The organism is Clostridium drakei, assembly GCF_000633595.2.
Lineage (GTDB): Bacteria > Bacillota > Clostridia > Clostridiales > Clostridiaceae > Clostridium_AM > Clostridium_AM drakei.
Genome location: NZ_JIBU02000034.1, coordinates 69046 through 93075, shown reverse-complemented (window position 1 = coordinate 93075; position 24030 = coordinate 69046). Strand labels below are relative to the sequence as shown.

At 30.3% G+C, this 24030-nt stretch carries 26 protein-coding genes and 4 tRNA genes; 21 read left to right on the top strand and 9 right to left on the bottom strand.

Annotated features, from left to right (window positions below; translation table 11 throughout):
* Positions 1-5: 5 nt before the first annotated feature.
* Positions 6-1235, bottom strand: a complete 1230-nt coding sequence (locus tag EG57_RS0217525) for a BaiN/RdsA family NAD(P)/FAD-dependent oxidoreductase (RefSeq protein ID WP_032078446.1) — start codon at positions 1233-1235, stop codon at positions 6-8.
* A gap of 131 nt (positions 1236-1366) precedes the next feature.
* Between EG57_RS0217525 and EG57_RS0217520 the strand changes: the two genes are divergently transcribed.
* The 6 genes from EG57_RS0217520 to EG57_RS0217495 all read left to right on the top strand — a co-directional run bounded on the left by EG57_RS0217520 (position 1367) and on the right by EG57_RS0217495 (position 3073).
* Positions 1367-1738 carry a CoA-binding protein gene (locus EG57_RS0217520; protein ID WP_029161039.1) on the top strand — a complete coding sequence of 124 codons (372 nt, stop codon included), beginning with the start codon at positions 1367-1369 and terminating at the stop codon, positions 1736-1738.
* Positions 1739-1763: 25 nt separating this feature from the next.
* Positions 1764-2579, top strand: coding sequence for a pyruvate, water dikinase regulatory protein (locus tag EG57_RS0217515; protein WP_032078445.1), 816 nt, complete (start codon positions 1764-1766; stop codon positions 2577-2579).
* A 172-nt stretch (positions 2580-2751) separates the two neighbouring features.
* A tRNA-Glu gene (locus EG57_RS0217510) sits at positions 2752-2826 on the top strand.
* A 5-nt stretch (positions 2827-2831) separates the two neighbouring features.
* Positions 2832-2907: transfer RNA gene (locus EG57_RS0217505), tRNA-Val, on the top strand.
* Between the two features lie 5 nt (positions 2908-2912).
* A tRNA-Asp gene (locus EG57_RS0217500) sits at positions 2913-2989 on the top strand.
* A gap of 8 nt (positions 2990-2997) precedes the next feature.
* Positions 2998-3073: transfer RNA gene (locus EG57_RS0217495), tRNA-Thr, on the top strand.
* 113 nt (positions 3074-3186) lie between these two features.
* On the opposite strand, the gene EG57_RS0217490 is transcribed toward EG57_RS0217495, so the two are convergent.
* Both EG57_RS0217490 and EG57_RS0217485 read right to left on the bottom strand, forming a co-directional pair.
* On the bottom strand, positions 3187-4170 hold the full coding sequence (locus EG57_RS0217490) for an ATP-binding protein (protein ID WP_032078444.1): 984 nt from the start codon (positions 4168-4170) through the stop codon (positions 3187-3189).
* On the bottom strand, positions 4170-5150 hold the full coding sequence (locus tag EG57_RS0217485; RefSeq protein ID WP_032078482.1) for a DnaD domain protein: 981 nt from the start codon (positions 5148-5150) through the stop codon (positions 4170-4172). The genes EG57_RS0217490 and EG57_RS0217485 overlap by 1 nt, the downstream gene beginning before the upstream one ends.
* Positions 5151-5311: 161 nt before the next feature.
* On the opposite strand from EG57_RS0217485, the gene EG57_RS0217480 reads away from it, so the two are divergent.
* From EG57_RS0217480 to EG57_RS0217410, 15 genes are all read left to right on the top strand, one after another.
* Positions 5312-6328 carry a M23 family metallopeptidase gene (locus tag EG57_RS0217480; protein WP_052037992.1) on the top strand — a complete coding sequence of 339 codons (1017 nt, stop codon included), beginning with the start codon at positions 5312-5314 and terminating at the stop codon, positions 6326-6328.
* 183 nt (positions 6329-6511) lie between these two features.
* Positions 6512-7591, top strand: coding sequence for an NAD(P)H-dependent flavin oxidoreductase (locus EG57_RS0217475; protein WP_032078443.1), 1080 nt, complete (start codon positions 6512-6514; stop codon positions 7589-7591).
* A 92-nt stretch (positions 7592-7683) separates the two neighbouring features.
* On the top strand, positions 7684-8160 hold the full coding sequence (locus EG57_RS0217470; protein WP_032078442.1) for a MarR family winged helix-turn-helix transcriptional regulator: 477 nt from the start codon (positions 7684-7686) through the stop codon (positions 8158-8160).
* Positions 8153-9133: a beta-ketoacyl-ACP synthase III gene (locus EG57_RS0217465; RefSeq protein WP_032078441.1), complete on the top strand. Its 981-nt coding sequence runs from the start codon at positions 8153-8155 to the stop codon at positions 9131-9133. The genes EG57_RS0217470 and EG57_RS0217465 overlap by 8 nt, the downstream gene beginning before the upstream one ends.
* Before the next feature lie 22 nt (positions 9134-9155).
* A complete protein-coding gene (locus EG57_RS0217460) occupies positions 9156-9383 on the top strand; it encodes an acyl carrier protein (RefSeq protein ID WP_032078440.1) in 228 nt (75 codons plus the stop codon).
* Between the two features lie 37 nt (positions 9384-9420).
* Entirely contained in the window at positions 9421-10368 is a 948-nt protein-coding gene (gene fabK, locus EG57_RS0217455; RefSeq protein ID WP_032078439.1) for an enoyl-[acyl-carrier-protein] reductase FabK, read from the top strand.
* A gap of 14 nt (positions 10369-10382) precedes the next feature.
* A complete protein-coding gene (gene fabD / locus EG57_RS0217450) occupies positions 10383-11324 on the top strand; it encodes an ACP S-malonyltransferase (RefSeq protein ID WP_032078438.1) in 942 nt (313 codons plus the stop codon).
* Entirely contained in the window at positions 11325-12071 is a 747-nt protein-coding gene (gene fabG / locus EG57_RS0217445) for a 3-oxoacyl-[acyl-carrier-protein] reductase (protein ID WP_032078437.1), read from the top strand.
* A 27-nt stretch (positions 12072-12098) separates the two neighbouring features.
* Entirely contained in the window at positions 12099-13337 is a 1239-nt protein-coding gene (fabF, locus tag EG57_RS0217440; RefSeq protein ID WP_032078436.1) for a beta-ketoacyl-ACP synthase II, read from the top strand.
* 1 nt (position 13338) lies between these two features.
* Positions 13339-13845 carry an acetyl-CoA carboxylase biotin carboxyl carrier protein gene (gene accB, locus EG57_RS0217435; protein WP_032078435.1) on the top strand — a complete coding sequence of 169 codons (507 nt, stop codon included), beginning with the start codon at positions 13339-13341 and terminating at the stop codon, positions 13843-13845.
* A 29-nt stretch (positions 13846-13874) separates the two neighbouring features.
* Positions 13875-14336: a 3-hydroxyacyl-ACP dehydratase FabZ gene (gene fabZ / locus EG57_RS0217430; protein ID WP_032078434.1), complete on the top strand. Its 462-nt coding sequence runs from the start codon at positions 13875-13877 to the stop codon at positions 14334-14336.
* Positions 14329-15675 carry an acetyl-CoA carboxylase biotin carboxylase subunit gene (locus EG57_RS0217425; RefSeq protein WP_032078433.1) on the top strand — a complete coding sequence of 449 codons (1347 nt, stop codon included), beginning with the start codon at positions 14329-14331 and terminating at the stop codon, positions 15673-15675. The genes fabZ and EG57_RS0217425 overlap by 8 nt, the downstream gene beginning before the upstream one ends.
* Before the next feature lie 40 nt (positions 15676-15715).
* Positions 15716-16585 carry an acetyl-CoA carboxylase, carboxyltransferase subunit beta gene (accD, locus tag EG57_RS27080; protein WP_032078432.1) on the top strand — a complete coding sequence of 290 codons (870 nt, stop codon included), beginning with the start codon at positions 15716-15718 and terminating at the stop codon, positions 16583-16585.
* Between the two features lie 42 nt (positions 16586-16627).
* Positions 16628-17473, top strand: coding sequence for an acetyl-CoA carboxylase carboxyltransferase subunit alpha (locus EG57_RS27075; protein WP_032078431.1), 846 nt, complete (start codon positions 16628-16630; stop codon positions 17471-17473).
* Between the two features lie 93 nt (positions 17474-17566).
* Entirely contained in the window at positions 17567-18514 is a 948-nt protein-coding gene (locus tag EG57_RS0217410) for a phosphoglycerate dehydrogenase (RefSeq protein ID WP_032078430.1), read from the top strand.
* Positions 18515-18626: 112 nt separating this feature from the next.
* Here the strand turns inward: EG57_RS0217410 and EG57_RS0217405 are convergent, their stop codons facing one another.
* From EG57_RS0217405 to asnS, 6 genes are all read right to left on the bottom strand, one after another.
* Positions 18627-19826, bottom strand: a complete 1200-nt coding sequence (locus tag EG57_RS0217405) for a S8 family serine peptidase (RefSeq protein WP_032078429.1) — start codon at positions 19824-19826, stop codon at positions 18627-18629.
* A gap of 94 nt (positions 19827-19920) precedes the next feature.
* Complete coding sequence (locus EG57_RS0217400; RefSeq protein WP_032078428.1) at positions 19921-20814, bottom strand: selenium metabolism-associated LysR family transcriptional regulator; 894 nt, start codon at positions 20812-20814, stop codon at positions 19921-19923.
* Between the two features lie 132 nt (positions 20815-20946).
* Positions 20947-21378: a DMT family transporter gene (locus tag EG57_RS0217395; RefSeq protein ID WP_032078427.1), complete on the bottom strand. Its 432-nt coding sequence runs from the start codon at positions 21376-21378 to the stop codon at positions 20947-20949.
* 105 nt (positions 21379-21483) lie between these two features.
* Positions 21484-21972 carry a dUTP diphosphatase gene (locus EG57_RS0217390; protein ID WP_032078426.1) on the bottom strand — a complete coding sequence of 163 codons (489 nt, stop codon included), beginning with the start codon at positions 21970-21972 and terminating at the stop codon, positions 21484-21486.
* A 390-nt stretch (positions 21973-22362) separates the two neighbouring features.
* Complete coding sequence (locus tag EG57_RS0217385; protein ID WP_032078425.1) at positions 22363-22608, bottom strand: TM1266 family iron-only hydrogenase system putative regulator; 246 nt, start codon at positions 22606-22608, stop codon at positions 22363-22365.
* 20 nt (positions 22609-22628) lie between these two features.
* Entirely contained in the window at positions 22629-24020 is a 1392-nt protein-coding gene (asnS, locus tag EG57_RS0217380) for an asparagine--tRNA ligase (RefSeq protein WP_032078424.1), read from the bottom strand.
* Positions 24021-24030 lie beyond the last annotated feature (10 nt).

Below are 24030 nucleotides of genomic sequence, written 5' to 3'. Positions count from 1 at the left end.
ATTTTTTAGTCAGCAGCGCTTTTAGCAGCTATAAAACCTGAACTCCAACACCATTGAAGATTAAAACCTCCACAATCTCCATCAACATCTAGTATTTCACCAGCAAAAAATAAGTTGCTAACTATTTCAGATTCTAAAGTTTTTGAATTTACTTCTTCTGTATTTATACCTCCAGAGGTTACCTGAGAGTTTTTAAATGAATTGGTATCATACACCATAAAACCCCAATTTTTCAGAAGAAAAAATATTTTATTTTTCTCTTTCCATGTAAGTTCATAACAAGGTTTATGTATATTAGTTATAGATGCTTCTTTTAAAAGAGTAGGAATAATTTTTTTGTTTATTATTCCTATAAACGAATCCAATATACTTCTGTAGCTAAATAATGCCCAATGGTTTTCTAAAAATTCTATTAGAGCTTCTTTATCCAAGTTTGGCATCATATCTATAGTGAGCCTTACTTCCTTTCCTTTAGCTAAGGCACGTGAAGCGATACTACTTATTTGAAGAATAGGTGGTCCAGATATTCCGTAGTCCGTAAATAATATTTCTCCAAATTCTTTTCTATTAGGAGCGTCATCTACATATATTTCAGCAAAACCATTAAATTTTACTCCTGATAAAGCTTTTAGGTGATTATACTTTAATTTAAGCTGTACAAGCGATGGAACAGGGGTAATTATACTATGGTTTAATCTTTGTACTAATTCAAAGCCAGAGCCATCAGAACCTGTATTAGGGGCAGAATTTCCACCACAACATAAAATAAGTTTTTTACACTCGTAAATATCACTAGATTGTGAAAGTACTTTAAAACCTGAAGATGACTTTTTTATGGTCTTTATTTTTTCATTTAGATAAATAGGAACACTACGATCATCTAATGCCATTCGCAATATATCAAGTACTGAAGATGCCTGAAGAGATAATGGATAAAGTTTACCATCATCTAGTTCAGTAAGTGGAAGGCCTAAGGAGTAAAAGAAATCTATAGTGTTATCTACTGTAAATTTATCTAAAATATGTTTATAAAATCCTGGATTTTTACTATGATATCTCGAATAATTAATGTTTTTGTTAGTTATATTACATCTACCATTTCCTGTAGTCAATATTTTAGAACCTATTCTATTAGAACCTTCTATTAGCCCTACATCTTTTCCCATGTCTTTTAGGGCAATAGAAGCCATAATTCCAGAAGCTCCACCGCCAATTACTAGTATTTCATGAAACAATTTTAACAACTCCCCTTAAAAGATACTACATACTATTTTACCTTAAATATAATATTTTAAAATAGAATTTTTTATATTTAAGGTTATTTTGTATATAATAGTATTATAAATTGATGAAAGGAGAAAAAATTATGACAGCTCATGAATTATTAAATTATAAAAATTGGGTAGTAGTAGGTGATATATTAAAAGAGGAGAAATATGCATTTAAAATTTTGAATCAGTTAAAAAATGCAGGATTTAATGTGGAAGGTGTTAATCCTAGGGATACTACAGGTAAGGTTTGCAAGTCTCTTGATGAAGTAACTTTTGATGTAGATGTAATAGATTTATGTATAAATCCTGTAGTTGGATTAAAAATAGTACAAGATGCAGAAAATTTAAATATTAAAAGAATATTAATACAACCTGGAGCTGGTAGTACTGACATATTGAGTTTATGTAAAAATAAAGGTATTATAGCTATAGAGGGATGTGCACTTGTGGAACTTGGAAATTTATAAGTCTTAAAAGGGGGAAAGCTAATTTATGTTGACAATATATGCGGTGTCTGATTCTATAGGAGAGACAGCTGAACAAGTTGCAAAAGCAACTTCAAGTTTATTTTCTGAAGATGTAAAGGTTAAGAGGGTACCTTATATAAAAAGTTTTGAACATGTAAATGAATTTATAAACAATTTAGAAGACAAGAAAAATATTATGATAATATCTACTATAGTTTTAGTAGATGTTAGGGAATTTCTTGTACAAAGGTGTATAGAAGAAAGCATACATATAACAAATGTATTGGGTCCTTGTATAAGCATGGCATCAATGATATTAAACAAAATACCTAATTATAGACCTGGAGCTATTTGGGAAATGGATTCTGAGTATTATAAAAAAATAAGAGCTATGGAATTTGCAATGCAATATGATGATAGTAAGGATAATGCAGGCATAAAATATGCTGATGTAATTTTAATAGGGCTTTCTAGAACTTCAAAAACTCCTTTATGTATGTATTTAGCTAATAAAGGAATAAAGGCTTTAAATGTTCCTATAATGCCGGAGATTCCTATACCAGAAGAATTATTTGAAGTAGATAGAAGGAAAATAATAGGGCTTACCATAGATCCTATGCAGCTTATTGAAATTCGAAAACATAGATTAGATAAATTTTCTTCAGCTTCAAGGGAGATACAGTATGCTAATGCAGAAAGAGTGCTTCAAGAATTAGAATTTGCAGATAAACTTATGAGAAGATTTAATTGTAAAATAATAGATGTTACAAAGAGAGCAATAGAAGATACTGCACTTATAATTATGGAACATATAGGGCATATTGGTTCAAAGGATTATTAATATTGAAAAAGTTAAGATGGGTTAAAGTGTTGATATATAAGAAATTAACATGAAAACATTAAAAAAAACAAAAAAGTTTTAAAAAATATGTTGACACTTTCATGAAAATCTTGTATTATAGTCTATGTCGGGTCGCTAAGTAATAGCGAATGACTGATGAAAATATGAATAAGGCCCCTTGGTCAAGCGGTTAAGACACCACCCTTTCACGGTGGTAACAGGAGTTCGAGTCTCCTAGGGGTCACCATATATGGGCGCATAGCTCAGCTGGGAGAGCATCTGCCTTACAAGCAGAGGGTCACAGGTTCGAGCCCTGTTGTGCCCACCATATATGGCCTAGTGGCTCAGTTGGTTAGAGTGTCGGCCTGTCACGCCGAAGGTCGAGGGTTCGAGTCCCTTCTAGGTCGCCATATAGTTTGCTGGCATAGCTCAGTTGGTAGAGCAACTGACTTGTAATCAGTAGGTCGAGGGTTCGAAGCCTTCTGCCAGCACCAGAACGTTGAATGTTGTATAACATTTAGCGTTTTTTTTATGAATAATAATTTTTAATATGTTAAACCAATAATAAAAAATATCTTTTGCCATTAAAGCAAAAGATATTTTTAAATTAATATTTTCTATTTTTAATATTTTGACCTATTCTTATGTCATCACCATAAAATTTACATAGTGTGAATTCTCCTAAAAGTCTAGATGAAATTCTTTCTGAATAATTTTTTAATAGTTCTTCTAAACCACAATTTGTAGAAATTAGCATTTTGCGATTTTTAAGCAATTTTATATTTAGAAGATTGAATAGTTCTGTTTTAGAAAACTCAGTAATTTGTTCAGAACCTAAATCGTCAATCATAAGAAGATCACAATTTATAAGCAAATCTTCAAGTTCATCAGAGTTGTTAAATCTAATATGTTTTAAGTCATGAATTAATGTTTCAGCAGTTCTATATACTACTAAATGACCTCTATCTAAAAGTTCTTTAGCAATGCAATAGGATAAGAAGCTTTTTCCAGTACCTGGATTACCTAAAAATAATAAGTTTTCATTGGAAGAAGAAAAACCTTCTATAAAATTCCAGCATTTTGAAACTATATCTTCCAAGTTTTTTCTAGGGCTCTTACGTACATCATCACTTTTATGAGGTGAATAAAGTTCAAAATTAAAATTACTAAAATTATTTTTTTCAAGTATAGTTTTTAATTCAGAGTTTTCATAGTAAAGTTCTACAAGTTTTTGTTTATAGCAACTGCATTTTTGAGTTCCAATGAATCCAGTATCCTTACATTTATTGCACATATAATGCATGTCTAAGTAGTCTAAAGGGTAGTTATTACTTACTAACATTTCAGATTTTTTTATTCTAAGGTCAGTAATCTTTTCTTTTAGCTTTTTTAAATCATTTTCTTTATTTTGTGAATTATTAAGTATAGTTATTGAAAGTCTAACGCACAATTTACCGATTTCACGTTCTATATCTATAATTTGTGGAATTTTTTTTTGAATTTCTTCTCTTCTTTTATTAAGAGATTTTTCTTCAAATTTATGTATATTTTCATATACTTTAATTATGTTGCTTTGATATCCTTTGACCATTATTTATCCCATCCTAGCAGTTTTTTTTCTAAATCCTCAAAATCATAGTTTCTTTGTTCGAAATTATTAAATGTACCATTAGAAGAATTATTTTTATAAGTTGAATTATTTTTATGATAAATCTTTTTAGTATTTTTTTTGCTTACATCATCTATAGTTTTAATATTATCCTTATTCCAACTTGTAAGTATACCATCAATATATTTAAAGTCTGTCTTATTTATACGCTGAAAACATATTTCACAGGCTTTATATATAACATCAATAGGAAACTTATAAGTACTAATCCACTTATTTAACATATCTTCTTGTGGCTTCATAATTTCTGCATCCTTTATACCTAAGTAGTTCAATATTTTTCTTATATTAATCCACTTATCTTCATGTTTTTTGATAAAGGTTTGGGCATCATCTATATTTTTTATTTTCGAATCAAACCAAGCTAGAGCAATTTTTTCAATATATCTACAATCTGTCTTTCCCTTTGATGCACAATATTGAATAAGTAGAAGTATAATTTCGGGAGAAAAATTAAAATCTTTTAGCCATCCTATGTACATAGTCATTTCCTTTGAAGATAAAGGTCTTCCAAGGAGCTTTTCTATATCTTGAAGCATATCTTTTGTAGAATTTTTATTTAATTCTTCCAGTAAGTTTATGTTTTCTGAATTTTCCTCAGGAGAATCAGATAAATTAATAAACTCAATATTGTAATTACCCATGTTGTCTATAGGAACTAACCTAATTACATTTTCATCATTCCAATAGTTCCATGCATTTAATACATCTGTTTCAAGAAGATGTAAAGCGCTTGCCATTATTTGTGAACTAACTCCTAATTCACCGGATACGCAATATTTTAGCCCTAGAAGATATACTTTTACAAATTCTCCCCGGGCTTTTGGCATAAATTTATCTATAAAAATATTACTTACAGGAGTGTAATTAGAGTTATTACTTTTAAATACAAAAGTACTCATATTTTCCATAACCTACCTTCAATGTGGTTTAATTTTAAAAAAGTTCTTCTAATAAATAATTATAACAAAATAAAATTTGTATAACAATGAAAAAACTTTTTTAAATTAGGTAATATTTTTTACAATTTTAGGAACAATAAATAAGTAAGGGTAAAAATATAATGCCAAAGAAAGGAATGATAACTTTGCATTCAAATAATAGAAGCAAAATATATTTGAGTCTACTAATAATTATTATTACTTCAGCAGTGCTAATCAGATATTTATATAGTAATAATCCTAATTGTTATGAAATATATATTAATGGTAAAATAGTAGGTTATGTTAAAGATAAAGAAGAGTTTTATACTATGGATAATATTGTAAAAAAAGATATAGAAAAGAGATTTGGAAAGGTGAATTTTAAAGATGATATAAAATTTGTAAAAAAGCATTTTGATGATATTAATAGAATAGAAAATGCTGATCATATTAAGAAACTTATTTTAGAAAATAGTAATACAAAAGTAAATGCGGTTTTAATGAAATCTGATGGAAAAGAAGTTTCTGTACTTGCTAATGAAGCAGAGATTAGGAATACATTAGATGAAATAAAGAATTCATACAAAGAAGAAAAAGATGACTTAAAGCTTGTAAATCATATAACATATATAAAAGAAAGTGTAGAAATAGGAAAAGTAAATACTGTAGAACAAACTATTAAAAATATAGATGCTAATTCTAAAAATCCAATTATAAAATTTTCAAAGAATATAGAACAAAATTCATTAGGAAATAATTTAACTCTTTCTAGAGGTAGTACTAATAAAGTTAGTTTTATGGGGGTACCATCTCAAGGTACTATAACATCACCTTTTGGTTCAAGATGGGGAACTGTACATCAGGGAATAGATATAGGCGCATCCATGGGAGCACCTATTTGTGCTGCTATGGATGGTAAAGTTTTTTGTACAGAATGGGAAGATGGGTATGGTAATGTAATAAAGATAGATCATGGTAACGGCATGCAAACTATTTATGCTCATTGCAGTAAGATATGTTCCAATATAGGAGAGTATGTAAAGCGTGGAGAAAAGATAGGAGAAGTTGGAAGTACGGGAAGGAGCACAGGACCTCATGTACATTTTGAAGTTAGGGTAAATGGAAAACCTGAGAATCCATTAAACTACTTACAGTAAAAAATTTACTTTTAAGTAAAATAAGCATATTATGTATGATATGCTTATTTTACTTTTATATATTGAAACAAATTTCATAAATTGAATTTTATGTAAAAAACGTTGACAGTTAATTTGTTTTAATATATACTTTGACTATCAAAATATTTGATAGTGAAAAATCATTTTAAAGGAGACGATTAGATGAAATTACCACCATTAGTTATAGGAGAACTAAGAGCTGAAGTACCTATTATTCAAGGCGGTATGGGAGTGGGTGTTTCCGGTTATAAACTTTCATCAGCAGTAGCAAATGAAGGTGGTATCGGTATAATATCTTCAGTTCAAATAGGATATAGAGAACCAGATTTTCAAACGAATACAAAAGAAGCTAATATTAGAGCTTTAAGGGAGGAAATAAAAAAGGCAAAAGAAATAAGTCCAAAAGGCATTATAGGAGTCAACATAATGGTAGCCATTAACAATTATGATGAAATGGTAAAAGCTTGTGTGGATGAGAAAGTGGATGTAATTATATCTGGTGCAGGACTACCTTTGTTATTACCTAAACTTGTTGAAGGAAGTAATGTAAAAATAGCACCTATTGCTTCTTCAGGAAAATCAGCTTCAGTTATTGTAAAGCATTGGAATAAAAAATATAATAGAATTCCTGATATGATTGTAGTTGAAGGTCCTGAAGCTGGAGGACATTTAGGATTCCATCCAGAACAATTGCTAGAAGAAAATAAAAGATCTCTTGAGGAAATTGTAACTGAAGTAATAGAAGCAATAAAACCTTTTGAAGAGGAATGTGGAAAACATATACCTGTAATAGCAGCAGGTGGAGTATATAGTGGAGCTGATATTGCTAGATTTTTAGAATTAGGAGCTGCAGGAGTTCAGATGGGCACACGTTTTGTAGCAACAGAGGAATGTGACGCTGATGAAAAGTTTAAAAAAGCCTATGTGGATTCAAAAAAAGATGATATTAGGGTTATACAAAGTCCTGTAGGTCTTCCTGGAAGAGCTATAAGAAATGAACTAATAAAGCAAGTTGAAAAAGGTAGAATAGCACCTACAAATTGCTTTAATTGCTTAAAAAAGTGTAATCCTAAAAGTACTCCTTATTGTATATCAAAGGCATTGGTTCAAGCAGTAAGAGGAAACCTTGAAGAAGGACTTATTTTTACAGGTAGTAATGCTTATAGAATAGATAAAATTGTTACTGTAAAAGAATTAATAGATGAATTGGTAACAGAAGCTGAAAAAAATTATAAAGGCTAATTAAAATTAGATTTATGGGGTGAGAAAATCATTAAAATGGCCCAAGTTATTTAAGAGCTTTTTATAAATATAAATTTAAAGTGGTGATTTAATTGAATAGGAGAATAGATGTATTGAATGAACTTTTAGTAGATACTTTTAATGATATACTAGAAATAGAACAAAAAGCTCTTCAGTCTGGTGTTTTTAAGGATTTATCTGTTACAGAGATTCATACTATTGAGGCCATAGGAATGTATAAGCCTAGAACTATGACAGAAGTAGCAGTTGAATTAAATATAACTTTAGGCACGCTAACGACAGCTATAGGTCACTTAGTTAGAAAGGGTTATGTTGAAAGAAAAAGAAGTGAACAGGATAGAAGAATAGTTTTTATTAGATTAAATAAAAGAGGAAAATTAGCTTATAGAATTCATGGGAAATTTCATCATGACATGGTGAAACAAGCAATAGAAGGACTTAATGAAGAAGAAGAAGAAATTTTGATTAAATCCTTAGAAAAGCTTAATGTTTTTTTTAAATCTAAGTATAATTTAAAAACTAGCTATAAGGAGAAAATTAATGAATAAGGTACAAATTATAGGTACAGGAAGTTATGTACCACCAAGAATTGTAACTAATGACGATTTATCTTGTATTGTAGATACAAGTGATGAATGGATAAGCAGTAGAACAGGTATAAAAGAGAGAAGAATATCTCAAGGTGAGGATACTTCAGAGATGTCATCTAAAGCTGCTTTAAAAGCGCTAGAGGCATCAAAAGTAAAACCAGAAGAGATCGATCTAATTATTGTGGCTACAGCCACTCCAGATAATTTTATTCCTTCTACAGCATGTTTGGTTCAGAAAAATATATTAGCAGTAAATGCTACTTGTTTTGATATATCAGCAGCTTGTTCTGGATTTGTTTATGGAATTAATATAGCTACTCAATTTATAAGAACAGGAAGTGTAAAGAAGGTTTTAGTTATAGGAGCAGAGACGCTTTCTAAAGTGTTAAATTGGAAAGATAGAAGTACTTGTGTATTATTTGGTGATGGAGCGGCTGCTGTTGTATTAAGTGAATCAAATAGAGAAAGTATTTTAGCTATATGTAGTGGATCTGACGGTAGTAAAGGTCAGTATCTAGTTTCAAAAGCTGTACCAGTGGTAAATCCATATACTGATAAAAAAGATACAGATGTTAATACAAATAGTTATGTAGAAATGAATGGTAGAGAAATATTTAAATTTGCAGTTAAAACTATATTACAATCAACAGAAGAACTTTTAGAAAAGATAAATTGTTCGATGGATGAAATAAAATATATAGTTCTTCACCAAGCAAATTATAGAATAATAGAATTTGCAGCTAAAAAGTTAGGAGTAAGTGAAGACAAATTTTATGTTAATCTAGATAAGTTTGGAAACACTTCTGCAGCTACTATTGGAATTGCCTTAGATGAAATGAATCAGAAAAACTTATTAAAAAAAGGAGATAAAATTTTACTTATAGGTTTTGGCGGTGGGCTCACCTATGGAGGAATAGCAATTGAATGGTAGTATTAAATTGGGAGAGAGTTAAATGGTATTTGACAAAATAAAAAAGATAATACAGGAACAACTGGGAATACAGCAAGATAAAATTACAATGGATACGTCTTTTGAGGAGTTAGGAGTAGATTCATTGGAGTTTTTTCAAATAGTAATAGAAATAGAAGAACAATTTGAAGTACAGATAGAAGATACAGAAGCTATAACAACTGTAAGTGAAGCTGTAAGATTTGTTGAAGAAAAAACAAAATTTATGTAATGCAATAAAAAATTATTGATGTTTAGGAGGAAAAACTATGATTAATTCCAAATTTGCTGAAATGGTGAAAATAAAATATCCTATTATTCAAGGTGGAATGGCTCGAATTGCGGATAGTTCTTTGGCAGCAGCAGTATCTAATGCTGGAGGTCTAGGAATTATTACAGGTAATGCACCGGTAGAATGGGTAAGAGAGGAAATACGTAAAGCAAAGAAGCTTACAGATAAACCATTTGGAGTGAATATAATGTTACTTGGAGAAACTGCAGAGTCAGTAGCTAAAATGGTTTGTGAAGAAGGTATTAAAGTAGTAACTACTGGGGCCGGAAATCCAGGAAAGTACATAGATATGTGGAAGGAATATGATATAAAAGTTATACCTGTAGTTGCATCTGTAGCATTAGCTAAAAGAATGGAGAGAGCTGGTGTAGATGCTGTTATAGCAGAAGGATGTGAATCAGGAGGTCATGTAGGTGAACTTACTACTATGGCATTAGTTCCACAAGTTGTAGACGCTGTAAGTATACCAGTAATTGCAGCAGGAGGAATAGGAGATGGAAGAGGAGTAGCGGCAGCATTTATGCTTGGAGTTGATGGAATACAAGTTGGAACAAGATTTTTAGTTGCTCATGAATGTATAGTTCCAGAGGCTTATAAGCAAAAAGTATTAAATGCAAAAGATATAGATACTCAAGTTACAGGAAGGCCTACTGGACATCCTGTTCGTGTTTTAAGAAACAAACTTACAAGACAGTTTCAGTTACTTGAAAAAGAAGGAGCTTCACTTGAAAAGTATGAAGAATTAGGAAGAGGAGCACTTTCAAGAGCTGTAGTAGATGGAGATGTAGATAATGGTTCTGTAATGGCAGGACAAATATCAGGATTAGTACACAAAGAACAAAGTTGTGAAGAAATAATACATGAAATGTTTAGTGAAGCAGAAAAACATATATCAAGAGTAGAAAAGATGTTTGGAATTGAATAAAAGAGGTGGAAAAAATGAATAAAATAGCTTTTTTATTTTCTGGGCAAGGAGCACAATATGTAGAAATGGGCAAAGAGCTATATGATAACTTTGATGTTTGCAAGAATGTATTTAACGATGCAGACAAAGTACTTGGATTTTCTATAAGTAGTATGTGTTTTGAAGGACCAGAAGAAGAATTAAATAAAACAGAAAACACACAACCAGCTATTTTAACTATGAGCATAGCTGCTTTGAGAATATTAGAAAATAACGGAATAAAAGCAGATGTTACTGCAGGACTAAGTTTAGGAGAATATTCATCACTTGTTGCTAGTGGTGTATTAGAGTTTACAGAAGCAGTAAGTTTAGTAAAAAAAAGAGGCAAGTATATGCAAGAAGCAGTACCACAGGGTGTAGGTGCTATGGCTGCTATTATAGGACTAGATGAAGATACAATAAGAAAAGTATGTGATGATTGTAAAAGTATAGGTATAGTTGAGATAGCCAATTTAAATTGTCCCGGTCAAGTAGTAATTGCAGGTGAAGCAAAATCACTAGAAATTGCGTGTGAAAAGTTAAAAGAAGCAGGAGCTAGAAAAGCTATAATGCTTTCTGTAAGTGGACCTTTTCATACATCTATGTTAAAACCAGCAGCAGAAAAATTAGAAAAGGAATTAAAAAATGTATCTATAGGAAACTTTTCTATTCCTGTTATAACTAATGTTACAGGAGAAGTTGTGGATAATAAGGATGAAGTAAAAGGTTATTTAAAGAAACAAGTTATGAGTACAGTATTTTTTGAAAAAAGCATAAGAAAAATGATAGATATGGGTGTAGATACTTTTATAGAAATTGGACCTGGAAAAGTATTAAGTGGCTTTGTTAAGAAAATAGATAGAAAAGCTACAATTTTAAATGTTCAAGATGTGAAATCATTAGAAAGTACCATTGAAAAATTAAAGGAGAATATCTAAATGGAAGATTTAAAGGGTAAAACGGTAGTAGTTACAGGTGCAAGCCGAGGCATTGGCAAAGCTATAGCACTTAAATTAGCTGGGCTTGGAGCTAATATAGTAATTAATTATAGAAGTGAATCAAAGTCAGCAGAAGATTTAGTTGAAGAAATAAGAGCCCTAGGTGCTAAAGCTGAAGCAGTTCAGGCAGATATTAGTTCTTTTGAAGGGGCTAAAAATCTTACAGAGAAGGCTGTTGAAGCTTTTGGAAGAATAGATGTTCTTGTAAATAATGCAGGAATAACTAGAGATGGATTACTTCTTAGAATGAAAGAAGAAGACTTTGATAAAGTAATAGAAGTAAATTTAAAAGGCACATTTAATTGTATAAGGCATGTGAGTTCTGTAATGTTGAAGCAAAAATGTGGTAAAATAATAAATATATCTTCTGTAGTAGGAATAGCAGGTAATGCTGGTCAAGTAAATTATTCTGCTGCAAAGGCTGGAATAATAGGAATGACTAAATCTGTAGCTAGAGAGCTTGCCTCAAGAAATATAACTGTAAATGCTGTAGCACCAGGGTTTATTAAAACCAATATGACAGAAGTTTTATCTGATAAAGCAAAGGAAACAACATTGAAAGGTATACCACTAAAACGATTTGGAACTGCTGAAGATGTAGCAAACGTAGTAGCATTTTTATCACTTCCATATTCAGATTATATTACTGGTCATGTGATAAATGTAGATGGCGGAATGGTTATGTAAATTAAATTAGAGGTTGGTGAATTAATTATGAGAAAAAGAGTAGTAATTACAGGACTTGGAGCGATAACTCCAGTTGGAAATGACTCAAATACATTCTGGGATAATATAAAAAATGGTGTTTCAGGTATAGATTTCATAAAATGTTTTGATACAGAAGGTTTTAAGGCAAAACTTGCAGCAGAAGTTAAAGATTTTGATGCAAGTGAATATTTGGACAGAAAAGAGGCAAGAAGATTCGACAGATTTTGCCAATTTGCTATGGTTTCAGCTAAGGAAGCTATAAAAGATTCTAATCTTGATGTTGAAAGTGTAAATAAAGAAAGATTTGGAGTAGTTATTGGATCAGGTATAGGTGGAATAGGAACTATTGAAAAAGAACATTCGGTATTGCAAGAAAAAGGACCTAACAGAATAACTCCTTTATTTATACCAATGATTATAAGTAATATGGCAGCTGGAAATATAGCTATAAAGTTTGGAGCTAAAGGACCATGTTCTAATATAGTTACAGCATGTGCTACAGGTACAAATTGTGTTGGCGAGGCCTTTTCAATGATTAAAAATGATCTTGCCGATATAATAATAGCAGGAGGAGCTGAAGCGTGCATTACTCCATTATCTATAGCTGGATTTGCTGCAGCAACTACATTAAGTAAAAGTACAGATCCTAAAAGAGCATCTATTCCTTTTGATAAGGAAAGAGATGGATTTGTAATGGGAGAAGGTGCTGGTATATTAATATTAGAATCTTTAGAACATGCTCAAAAAAGAGGAGCTAAAATTTATGCAGAATTGGTTGGATATGGTTTTACATGTGATGCTTATCATATGACATCGCCATCACCAGATGGCGAAGGTGCTGCGAGAGCTATGGAAATGGCTATAAAGCAAGCGGATATTAATAAAGAAGAAGTTTCTTATATCAATGCACATGGAACTAGTACACCAGTCAATGATAAGTTTGAAACAGCTGCTGTAAAGAGAGTTTTTGGAGATAATGCAAAGAACATACCTATAAGTTCTACAAAATCAATGACAGGTCATTTGCTTGGAGCAGCAGGAGCAATAGAAGCTATAGTATGTGTTAAAGCGTTAGAAGAAGGTATAATACCTCCTACAGCAGGATATAAAGTTCAAGATGAGGAATGTGATTTAGATTATGTTCCAAATAAAGCAAGAAAAGCTGATCTTAAATATGTTATGTCTAATTCTTTAGGTTTTGGTGGACATAATGCAGTAATTTTATTAAAAAAGTGGAGTGAGTAATATGGACTTTAAAGCAATTGAAGAAATGGTTAAAACTATGGATAATTCTAAATTAGGTTATTTAGAAGTTAACTGGCATGGAATTTCTATAGTTATGAGAAAGCAGGGAGAACCTGATTGTACAAGACACGAAGAAAATAGTAATATATTAGTTGAAGAGAAAAAATTAGATATAGATGAAGTTGTAGAAGAAAAAAAAGTTAAGAGTGAAACTGAAGGATTGCAAGAAAATAAAAAGGATGAAACTGTAGTAAAGGAAGACTTAAATGTAAAAGAAATAGTATCACCTATAGTAGGAACTTTTTATAGATCATCAGGTCCGGATAAAGCAGCTTTCGTAGAAGTAGGAACTAAGGTTAAAAAAGGAGATACTCTTTGCATTGTAGAAGCTATGAAACTTATGAATGAAATTCAAAGTGAAGTAGATGGCGAAGTTGTTGAAATTTTAGTAGAAAATAATCAAATGGTTGAATACGGTCAGTCTATGTTTAAAATAAAGGCTAACTAGTTCTTAAAAAATGGCTAGGAGGAAAAATAATGGACAGTAACATAGAGTTTAATGTTAATCTAGGAATAAAAGAAATAAAAGAAATTATTCCACATAGATATCCCTTTTTATTAATAGACAAGGTAACGTATATGGAGCCAGGTAAAAAGGTAATAGCTTATAAGAATGTGACTATGAATGAGTATTTTTTTCAGGGACACTTTCCACAGGAAGCTGTAATGCCTGGAGTACTTATTGTGGAATCATTGGCTCAAGCAGGAGCAGTTGCTATATTGAGTCAAGAAAATTTTAAAGGTAAAATTGCTTACTTTGGAGGAATAAATAAGGCTAAATTTAGAAAAAAAGTAGTTCCAGGAGATATACTAAGATTAGAAGTAGAAATGATAAAAATTAAAGGGCCTGCAGGCATAGCTAAAGGCATAGCATATGTGGATGATAAGAAGGCTTGTGAAGCTGAAGTAATGTTTATGATAGGTGATGCAAGTGTTTAGTAAAATATTAATTGCAAATAGAGGTGAAATAGCAGTTAGGATTATAAGAGCTTGCAGAGAGATGGGTATAGAAACTGTAGCGGTTTATTCTGAGGCAGATAGAGATGCACTACATACTCAACTAGCAGATGAAGCTGTATGTATAGGTCCTGCTGCAGCAAAGGATAGCTACCTAAACATACAGAATATTATAAGTGCTACAGTACTTACAGGAGCAGAAGCTATTCATCCAGGCTTCGGGTTTCTATCTGAAAATAGTAAGTTTGCAAAAATGTGTGAAGAGTGTAATATTACATTTATAGGACCAAATGCTGATTGTATAGATGATATGGGAAATAAGTCTAATGCTAGGGATATTATGATAAAGGCAAAGGTACCTATAGTTCCAGGATCTAAAGGTTCAATAAAAGATGAAAAACAATTGTTAAAGGTTGCAAAAGAAATAGGATATCCAGTAATGGTAAAAGCATCTGCTGGAGGTGGAGGAAGAGGCATAAGAGTAGTCTATGAAGAAAAAGATCTTATAAAAGATTATGAAAATGCTAAGGCTGAAGCAGAAGCTTCATTTGGTGATGGAACTATATATGTTGAAAAGTTTATAGAAAAACCAAGACATGTAGAGATTCAAATACTAGGAGATAATTATGGAAACGTGGTGTATCTTGGAGAAAGAGATTGTTCCATGCAAAGAAGAAATCAAAAGGTGCTGGAAGAAGCACCATGTCCTATAATGACAAAAGAACTTAGAGCAAAAATGGGAGAAACAGCAGTTAGAGCAGCAAAAACAGTGAAATATAATAGTGCAGGTACTATAGAATTTTTGCTTGATAAAAATATGGATTTTTACTTTATGGAAATGAACACTAGAATACAAGTAGAACATCCTATAACAGAAATGGTAACCGGAGTAGATTTAATAAAAGAACAGATTAAAATTGCAGCAGGTGAACCATTAAGCTTTTCTCAAGAAGATATAGAGATAAAAGGTCATGCTATAGAGTGTAGAATAAATGCTGAAGATACTTCTAGAAACTTTATGCCATCTCCGGGAAAAATTGAAGGTTTATATTTGCCAGGTGGCTTTAATGTTAGGATTGATAGTGCGGTATATTCAGGATATAAAATACCTCCATACTATGATTCTATGATAGCAAAACTTATTGTATATGGTAAGGATAGAGAAGAAGCTATATGGAAAATGAGAAGAGCTTTAGGAGAATTTATTATAGAGGGAGTTAAAACAAATATTGATTTTCAGTTTGAACTTATAAATGATGAAAATTTTATAAAAGGAACTTATGATACAAGATTTATTGAGAATAAAGTTAAGAGTTCATAGCAAATTTTTTGCTATGAACTTCTAACTGGAGGTGACTAACTTGTTAAATAATCTATTTAAGAAGACAAAATATATTACTGTAAGTCAACAGTCATTAAGAAAAGCAGATGAAGAAACTAAACCTAGCATTCCTAATGGTATGTGGATAAAATGTGATGGTTGTGGAAAAGTTTTGTACAAAAATGATCTTGAAGATAGCAACCAAGTATGTAAGCAATGTGGCCACCATTTTAGGATGGATGCAAGAGAAAGAATAAAATATATAATAGATAGAAACACATTTGAAGAATTTGATAAGAATATAACTTCAACAAACCCACTAAATTTTAAAGGATATGAAGAAAAAATAAAAAAAATGCAAAATGCTACAGAATTAAATGAAGCTGTAGTTACAGGCAAAGGAACTATTTTTGGTGAACAAGTAGTTATTTGTGTTATGGATAGTCATTTTATGATGGGAAGCATGGGGTCTGTAGTTGGTGAAAAAATTGCAAGAGCTGTAGAAATGGCAATAGAACTTAAGCGACCTATAATAATATTTACTACTTCTGGTGGTGCTAGAATGCAAGAAGGTATGTTCTCACTTATGCAAATGGCTAAAGTAAGTGCAGCACTAGGAAAATTAAGTGAAGCAGGCCTTTTATATATAACAGTACTTACAGATCCAACTACAGGAGGTGTAACAGCTAGTTTTGCTATGCTGGGAGATATTATACTTTCTGAACCAGGAGCTTTAATTGGTTTTGCTGGTAAGAGGGTTATAGAACAAACTATAGGTGAAAAATTGCCAGAAGGTTTTCAAAGAGCAGAATTTTTATTGGAACATGGATTTATAGATAGTATAGTTCATAGAAATGATTTAAAGGGAACTCTTAAAAAAATACTTATGATTCATGATAAGAATAGGTAGTTTTAGAAAAGTTATATTTTCTAAGGAAAGGAAGCTTGCTTTATGGAGAAATTAGAGAAAGTACAGCGTATTTTAAGTAAAAAACTTGATAATAAAACTGCTTGGGAAAAACTATCTTTAGCTAGGATGATAGAAAGACCCACAGCGCTGGACTATATAGAAAGAATATTTGATTCCTTTATAGAATTTCATGGAGATAGATGTTTTTCAGATGATGCATCAGTAGTTGGAGGTATAGCGTTATTAGATGGAATGCCTGTAACTATAGTAGCACATCAAAAAGGAAGAAATACGGCAGAAAATATAAAACGAAATTTTGGATCTCCAAATCCTGAAGGCTATAGAAAAGGTTTAAGGCTCATGAAACAGGCTGAAAAGTTTGGAAGGCCAGTAATATGTATGGTAGATACGCAAGGTGCTTACTGTGGAAAAGGAGCAGAAGAAAGAGGTCAGGGAGAAGCTATAGCTAAAAATCTTTTGGAAATGTCAAAATTAAAAACTCCCATAATTTCAATTGTAATTGGAGAAGGTGGAAGTGGTGGTGCATTAGCATTTGCAGTAGCAGATGATGTATGGATGCTAGAAAATTCAGTGTACTCTGTACTATCTCCAGAAGGATTTGCAAGTATATTATGGAAAGATGCTTCACGTGCTAAGGAAGCAGCAGAAGTTATGAAAATAACAGCTAAGGATTTAAAAGAATATGGTATTATAGATAAAGTAATAAAAGAACCTTCAGGAGGAGCACATAAAGATGTAGAAAAAATGGCTGCATCTATAAAAGAAGAGTTGATTGAAAAAATTAGTGTACTAAAAAAACAATCTATAAAAGAACTATTGGATGAAAGGTACAGTAAATTTAGAAACATGGGAGAATACATGGAATAGTAATTAACTAATTAAACTATTTAAAATAATTTATTTGTGTAGAGTGGCTTTTGGTAGAAAAGGCTACTTTATTTTTAAAATTGGGGTGTAGTTATGAAAAATAAGGTTCTATTTACTTATAATTATGGCACAGATAAAATGGAAGAAATTAAGAAATTGGGTTATGATATAAAAATAATTAATGAAAAAGATGCAAAGTATAGTAACGATTTAGAAGATATTGAAATTTTAGTTTGTTATAACCCATTTGAAACCTTGGATATATGTAAAATGAAGAAATTGAAGTGGATTCAGCTTTCTAGTGCAGGAATAGATCAGCTGCCAATTGACTATATAATAAATAGCTCCATTAGCATAAGCAATAATAAAGGTGGATATAGTATTCCTATGGGTGAGTGGATTGTACTAAAGGCATTGGAATTATTAAAGCACAGTAGTAAATTTTATGAAAATCAAAAAAATAAAGTATGGAAAATAGACACTACAGTATTAGAATTATTCAATAAAACAATTGGGTTTATAGGTACAGGTAGTATTGCCCGGGAAGCGGCAAAAAGATTCTCAGGATTTGGTGTAAAAATATTAGGATTAAATACTAATGGCAGACCTGTTGATAATTTTCATAAATGCTTTTCAAATAAAAATATTGATAAAATGTTAGGCTTATGTGATGTAGTAGTTATTACAATACCATATACTAATGAAACTCATCATCTCATCAATGAAGATAAGTTTAATAAAATGAAAAATGGAGTATATTTAATAAATGTAGCGAGAGGTTCTATAATAGATGAAAATGCATTAGTAAAAAATATTAGTAAAGGTAAGATAGGTGGAGCTGCATTAGATGTAGTGGAAAAAGAACCTTTAGATATAAATAGTTCTCTATGGAATTTTGATAATGTTATAATGACTCCACATAATTCATGGATATCAGAAATGAGAAATGCTAGAAGATTTAATTTAATATACGAAAATTTAAAAAGGTATAAAAGTAATGAAAGTCTAATAAATTTAGTTGATTTGAATAAAGGATATTAGTAGCGTTTAAATAAGCATATTTAGATTGTAATTCTAAAATCATTCTAAATATGCTTATTTTAATTTTTGACTTAAATGCAAATATAGATTATAAATTTACATTATAAGAATTTTAAGATAGAAGTCTATCCAAATCCACTATTCCAGCGCCTTGAAGCCATTTAGGCATTTCTAAAAGGTTACAGCATGTTTTTATAAGAGAAACTGAATCTTTAAAAGTTAAATTAGGATTGTTTTCGTATAATAGAGCACAAATGCCACTTATATAAGCAGCTGCACAGGATGTGCCAGTATAACAAGTGTAAGGAGTTTCTAAAGATTGAGGATATATTTTGGATCCATTTCTTTCTGATATATAATTTTTATTTGTATTTAATGAACATATATTTACAGCAGCTGCGCATGTATCAGGTTTTTCTAGTTTAGAAAATGGTCCACTAGATGAATACTTGTATGGTTTAAAGTTATGGTTAGTGGTATCTATTCCGCCTACAGTGATACAGTTATCTAAAGTTGCAATGCCTGAAATACTGCATTTTGAATTACCATTGTGACCTGATGGAACTACAATTGTTAAATTGTAATTATTAGATGCTATATTAAAAATTTGTTCAAATAAGGAAAGCTTAAAATAATCATTTGAGATTAGTTCAAATGGAAGGCATATTACTTTTATGTTATATTCTTCACTTTCAGAAATAATAGTTGCTATGGAAAATAATATATCAGATATATAACCTTTGCCTAGGCTGTTAAAAGCTTTGATACAATATAAATGGGCGTTTTCAGCTATTCCCCTATTAATACCTTTTGATAAATAACCACTGCCAGATATTATACCGCTCATGAAGGTTCCATGTCCATTATCATCATATGGATAACTATAATTATTTAAGAGATCTGTGAATTTTTTAATTTTATTATTAGGTGTCAACAGATCAGTATGAGGATAAACACCACTATCAATTAATCCTATACCTATATTTTTACCAGTTAATTTATACTTTTTCCCAAATGATACTTTATTAGAAGAAGCTATGCCATTGCCACACAATAGTGCATAGTCATCAAAAGTTACATAATCTACTTCAGGATATTCTATAATTCTTTCTATAGCATTAGATGAGAGAATAGTAGAAATACAATTGATGTAAGGAATAGAGTGAATTAAGTTTCCTTTATATGTTCTTATTTTTTTTTCAATAATCTCTGGTAGAGATTTGCAATGTATTATGATTCTATAATTTTTATAATGTTTATTGGTTATGGCAATTTTTAGGTTTTTATCTAATTTATTTTTTATAGAAAACATTTAAAGCTCCTTAAAAATTAATTCCATATATATATTATAATCTTAATATTAAATATGTGTGCTTAAGAATAATTAATTTTTAGGAGCATATGTGCTACTCAAATTTAAAGTAGTTTTTACATAAATTAAAGAAAGCTTTAGATGTTGGAGTAAGTGTTCTTTTAGAACTTAATATTAAATAAATATATCTTTTTAAATATAAATTTTCTATAGAAGTTTCTTTTATAAGGCCATAGGATATGTAATCTCTAAACACTTGACTAGATACTACAGATATACCTAAACCTTGCTTAACAAATTGAAGTAAGCTATCTAAATTATTAACTTCAAAGCATATGTCCATGCTAGATGTATCAAATTCTTGTTTTTGTAGAGCATCTTCGAAGGTTTTTCTTGTAGCAGAACCTTCTTCTCTTAAAACAAATGGATACTTTAATAATTCTTCTATTTTTATAGAACTTGGTAAATTAAATTCTGGTGATGATATTACGATTAAATCATCTTCAATTAGTTTATAGCTTTTAATTTTTTCATCATTAACTAATTCTCCAATAATGCCTAATTCACAGTCAAATCTAATAATGTTTTCAATTATTTCTCTAGAACTTCTTTCCATTACATCAAAAGAGACTTCAGGATATAAATTGTGAAATTTCTTTATTAAAATAGGTACTATTGTATTACAAGGAGTAGTACTAGAGGCTAATTTAAGTTTTCCACTAACTGTTTCATTAAATTTGGCTAGATTAGAAATAGCTTTATCACGTGCATTTAAAATGTCTATAGCATAATTTAGAAATGAGCTTCCAGCTGGTGTTAAAAGTACTTCTTTTGAAGTTCTATCAAAAAGCTGTATTTTAAGTTGCTTTTCTAAACTAGATATATGTGAACTAATAGCAGGTTGTGATAAAAAACAAGCATTTGCAGCTTTAGAGAAGCTTTTAAATTTTGCCACGTTTATGAAAGCTTCTATTTGTTTAAAATCCATATAGATTATCCCCCCGTAATAGTGTTGTCTTAATATAATAATATTGAGTAAGATTTTTTAATTAGTATATAATGTATAACCACAATATACATTATACATTATATCGTTATATTCCATTTTAGTCTAATATATTTAGCCTTTCCATTTAAATATTATAATACCTAAGATCATTATACAAATTCCAATTATTTTAGTAATGTGAAATTTAACTTGAGGTGCACCAAAAAATCCAAAAGCATCTATTAAGGCGGCAGCAGTTAATTGAGCCACCAATATTGTTGCAATTGAGTAAGTAGCTCCTAAACTTGCAATACCCTTCATTACGGTGAAAGTAATAATAACTCCAAGAAAACCACCTAATAAGTATATTTTATTGCAGTACTTTATGTTGTTAAGGCTTCCATTACCCAAAAGAAACAAGGTAATTAAAGTTAAAGCAAAACCTGTACCTTGAACTATAGCATTTGTTTCCCATAATCCTATTTTTTCTCCTAGTCTTGTATTGAAAACTCCTTGAAGACTCATAGATATACCTGCTATTATTGAAAATATTATACCTAGCATTTTAAAATCACCATCCTAAAATTATTTTAACCATAATTGATTAGTATTATTAATTATGGTTAAAATAAAAGACCTATAATAATTATAGGTCTTAATAGAGTTATATTAATATCCTTCATCTTGTCGTTTGTGATTAATAGAATTTTTAATAAGGTAAGCATTTTCTATGTCTTCTATGTTAAAATCAAGGCTTTTTCCTAGAGCAAGAAAGTCTTCAAATAAAGTTATGTAATTATCTTTAGAAGAACAAATAAAAAAATCATTTATATCCACATAGAGATTTAAAAATTGAGCAATTATATCATATTGAGAGTCTTTAACATTTACCTTGTTTATATTTTCAAAGTTTTTTTCTAATCCTAAACTTAGTATGAAATGAAGACAATCAACAAATTCTTCTAAAATAATACTCCTATCTGAGGCTGATTTAGAGCTCCAATATTTAAAACATTTAGTTTCATTAGCAAGTTCTGCAAGTTCTACTTGAAGTGCCAATACTTTTTTGGACAACAAAGAAGTTTGACCAAGTTCATGTTCTTTTTCTATACGTTCATTTAAATTTTGTTGTAAGTGAAATAATTTTTCCAGATTCATATAATAAGGCCGCCTTTCCATATCCTTATAATTATAATTAAGTATAATAACATTAAGTTACCTTTAGATAAATACTTCCTACTTATATATTTTATCGAAAATTAGTAAATATTGAAATGACCAGCAAACGGTTACATGAAATTTTTTTTTAATTATTAAAAAAATTTGATTTTTTATAATAATTATAGTTAACATTCAAATAAAATGAAAGAGAGAGCTGCCTAATTTATACAGAAAACTCTCTCTTTAAACTTAATTATATATTAAATTTCATTTTATTTAAGTTTTATATTATTGATAAAAATTCTATAAGGAAATTTGACTTTTAGTTCTTTAACAAATCATATTTTAGTAATAATAAGCCATTTTGATTTTATTTAAAATCAAAATTTATTTTCTTGTCATGGCAGATTTGACATTAACACCTTCAATTTTGCCTAATTTCCCAGTCATAGCGCTTATATTGTCTGATGTACCATCAACAATTAATGATATAACTGATATGTTTTTTTCCTTATATGGAATTCCCATTCTCCCAACAATTATGCTTGCAAAAGAATGAAGTATGTTATTAACTTTTGATGAATTTTCAAGATCTTCCACAACTATGCCTACAACACCAATTCTTTTTTCCATATTTATTACCTCCGAGTTTATTAAAACTCAGCAGAACCTGTTGTTCTTGGAAATGGAATTACATCTCTTATATTAGTCATTCCAGTTATATACATTAAAATTCTTTCGAATCCTAAACCAAAACCTGAGTGTTTTGTTTCACCATATTTTCTTAATTCAAGGTACCACCAGTAATCTTCCTTGCTAAGTCCCATTTCATCAATTCTCTTTTCTAATATATCTAATCTTTCCTCCCTTTGACTTCCACCTACTATTTCACCAACACCAGGTACAAGTAAGTCAGCAGCAGCAACTGTTTTCCCATCCTCATTTGCTCTCATATAAAATGCCTTTATATCCTTTGGATAATCTGTTACAAATATAGGCTTTTTAAATACTTTTTCAGTTAAATATCTTTCATGTTCAGTTTGAAGGTCAATTCCCCATTCTACTGGGTATTGGAATTCATGGCCAGATTTTTTCAATATGTCTACAGCTTCTGTATATGAAATTCTGCCAAAGTCTGAATTGGCAACATTATCTAACCTATAGAATAATCCTTTATCAATAAATGAGTTAAAGAATTCCATTTCTTCAGGTGCATTTGCAAGCACATATTTTATTATGTATTTAACTAAATCTTCAGCTATATCCATATAATCCTTTAATTCAGCAAAGGCCATTTCAGGTTCTATCATCCAGAATTCAGCAGCATGTCTTGCTGTATTTGAATTTTCAGCTCTAAATGTTGGGCCGAAAGTGTAAACATTTCTAAATGCAAGAGCAAAAGTTTCTGCAGATAATTGACCGCTTACTGTAAGATTTGTTTCTTTTCCAAAGAAATCCTTTGAATAATCTACTTTTCCATTTTCGTCTTTTGGCACGTTCTCTAAATCTAAAGTGGTTAATCTAAACATTTCTCCAGCACCTTCGCAGTCGCTTCCAGTTATTAGTGGTGTATTAGCGTAAACGAAACCTTTTTCTTGAAAGAACTTATGAACAGCAAATGCAGCTACAGAGCGAACTCTAAATACTGCTGAAAAAGTATTACTTCTAGGTCTTAAATGAGCTATAGTTCTTAAATACTCAAGTGAATGTCTTTTCTTTTGTAATGGGTAATCTGAAGAAGATTTTCCTTCTACAACTATTTTAATAGCTTTTATTTCAAAAGGCTGTTTTGATCCAGGTGTAAGTGCTACAGTTCCTTCAACTGACAAAGAAGAACTAATAGCAACTTTTGTTATATCTTTAAAGTTTTCAAGACTGTCATCAAAAACTATTTGGATATTCTTAAAAAATGTTCCATCATTTATCTCTATGAAACCAAATGATTTAGAATCTCTTACAGTCCTTACCCAACCAGATATTTTCACAGATTTATTGGCAAATTTTTCAGTTTCCCTACATAAGGATTTTACTAATGTTAATTTCATAAATTAAATT

Excerpts from the sequence above, each read along its gene's own strand:
- EG57_RS0217475 (WP_032078443.1), top strand. The coding sequence starts at position 6,512 with ATGAAATTACCACCATTAGTTATAGGAGAACTAAGAGCTGAAGTACCT.
- EG57_RS0217480 (WP_052037992.1), top strand. The coding sequence starts at position 5,312 with ATGCCAAAGAAAGGAATGATAACTTTGCATTCAAATAATAGAAGCAAA.
- EG57_RS0217490 (WP_032078444.1), bottom strand. The coding sequence starts at position 4,170 with ATGGTCAAAGGATATCAAAGCAACATAATTAAAGTATATGAAAATATA.
- fabG (WP_032078437.1), top strand. The coding sequence starts at position 11,325 with ATGGAAGATTTAAAGGGTAAAACGGTAGTAGTTACAGGTGCAAGCCGA.
- EG57_RS0217465 (WP_032078441.1), top strand. The coding sequence starts at position 8,153 with ATGAATAAGGTACAAATTATAGGTACAGGAAGTTATGTACCACCAAGA.
- accB (WP_032078435.1), top strand. The coding sequence starts at position 13,339 with ATGGACTTTAAAGCAATTGAAGAAATGGTTAAAACTATGGATAATTCT.
- EG57_RS27075 (WP_032078431.1), top strand. The coding sequence starts at position 16,628 with ATGGAGAAATTAGAGAAAGTACAGCGTATTTTAAGTAAAAAACTTGAT.
- EG57_RS0217385 (WP_032078425.1), bottom strand. The coding sequence starts at position 22,608 with ATGGAAAAAAGAATTGGTGTTGTAGGCATAGTTGTGGAAGATCTTGAA.
- fabD (WP_032078438.1), top strand. The coding sequence starts at position 10,383 with ATGAATAAAATAGCTTTTTTATTTTCTGGGCAAGGAGCACAATATGTA.
- EG57_RS0217390 (WP_032078426.1), bottom strand. The coding sequence starts at position 21,972 with ATGAATCTGGAAAAATTATTTCACTTACAACAAAATTTAAATGAACGT.
- fabZ (WP_032078434.1), top strand. The coding sequence starts at position 13,875 with ATGGACAGTAACATAGAGTTTAATGTTAATCTAGGAATAAAAGAAATA.
- EG57_RS0217520 (WP_029161039.1), top strand. The coding sequence starts at position 1,367 with ATGACAGCTCATGAATTATTAAATTATAAAAATTGGGTAGTAGTAGGT.
- EG57_RS0217410 (WP_032078430.1), top strand. The coding sequence starts at position 17,567 with ATGAAAAATAAGGTTCTATTTACTTATAATTATGGCACAGATAAAATG.
- fabF (WP_032078436.1), top strand. The coding sequence starts at position 12,099 with ATGAGAAAAAGAGTAGTAATTACAGGACTTGGAGCGATAACTCCAGTT.
- EG57_RS0217515 (WP_032078445.1), top strand. The coding sequence starts at position 1,764 with ATGTTGACAATATATGCGGTGTCTGATTCTATAGGAGAGACAGCTGAA.
- EG57_RS0217400 (WP_032078428.1), bottom strand. The coding sequence starts at position 20,814 with ATGGATTTTAAACAAATAGAAGCTTTCATAAACGTGGCAAAATTTAAA.
- EG57_RS0217395 (WP_032078427.1), bottom strand. The coding sequence starts at position 21,378 with ATGCTAGGTATAATATTTTCAATAATAGCAGGTATATCTATGAGTCTT.
- fabK (WP_032078439.1), top strand. The coding sequence starts at position 9,421 with ATGATTAATTCCAAATTTGCTGAAATGGTGAAAATAAAATATCCTATT.
- asnS (WP_032078424.1), bottom strand. The coding sequence starts at position 24,020 with ATGAAATTAACATTAGTAAAATCCTTATGTAGGGAAACTGAAAAATTT.
- EG57_RS0217485 (WP_032078482.1), bottom strand. The coding sequence starts at position 5,150 with ATGAGTACTTTTGTATTTAAAAGTAATAACTCTAATTACACTCCTGTA.
- EG57_RS0217405 (WP_032078429.1), bottom strand. The coding sequence starts at position 19,826 with ATGTTTTCTATAAAAAATAAATTAGATAAAAACCTAAAAATTGCCATA.
- EG57_RS0217460 (WP_032078440.1), top strand. The coding sequence starts at position 9,156 with ATGGTATTTGACAAAATAAAAAAGATAATACAGGAACAACTGGGAATA.